Source organism: Nitrobacter winogradskyi, from assembly GCF_006539545.1.
GTDB lineage: Bacteria > Pseudomonadota > Alphaproteobacteria > Rhizobiales > Xanthobacteraceae > Nitrobacter > Nitrobacter winogradskyi_A.
In genome coordinates, this window is the sequence record NZ_BJNF01000164.1 from 1 (window position 1) to 731 (window position 731).

1 protein-coding gene is annotated in these 731 nt (G+C 59.2%); it reads right to left on the reverse strand.

The window, feature by feature from the left end:
• Window positions 1–648: transposase (locus NWI01_RS18640; RefSeq protein ID WP_141385425.1), on the reverse strand; the 648-nt coding region annotated here is incomplete at its 3' end.
• Between the last annotated feature and the right edge of the window lie 83 nt (window positions 649–731).

Here is a 731-nt window from a genome sequence, read left to right on the forward strand (position 1 = left end):
ACCCATGAAGCATAGCTTCGCCTCCTTGCCCTTGCCCTTCTTGTAGAGTCTTGCGTCCGGATCGGTGGTCGAGGCATGCGTGTCGTTAGTCCGTTTCTCGCCGTGGAAGTCGGCTTCGGCATTGCGCCCGACGCCGCCGGTTGGCGGCTCGCCAGAGCCGTCCTTCAGTTTGACGCTCTTCATCGAAGCCCAGGCCTCGATCAGCGTGCCGTCAACCGAGAAGTAATCCGTCGATAGCAACTTCTTCACCTTGGGCTGGACCAGCACCGCACTCAGGAATTTTGCCGCGATGGCGCCCTCAAGCAGCCGGTCGCGGTTCTTCGAGAACACCGAATGGTCCCAGGCTGGATCGTCGACGCCGATGCCCACGAACCAGCGGAAAAGAAGGTCGTATTCCAGCCGCTCCATAAGCAACCGCTCCGAGCGGATCGAGTAGAACGCCTGCAAGAGCATCGTCCTGAGCAACTTCTCGGGTGGGATCGACGGCCACCCAAGCGGCGAATACAGCGCCGCGAACTCTCGCTCCAAAGCGACAAGCGATTCGTTCACAATTACCCGGATGGCGCAAAGCGGGTGATCGCGTCGAACCCGCGCCTCCAGATCAACGTAGCTGAACAACTCGCCAGTCAGATTGTCACCACCGCGCACCCATCATCTCCAAATCGCTTCGGAGCCAATAAATCATGCTCACAGCTCGGACGCGATTGGCTTCTTTCAACAGCCTGCTAAGC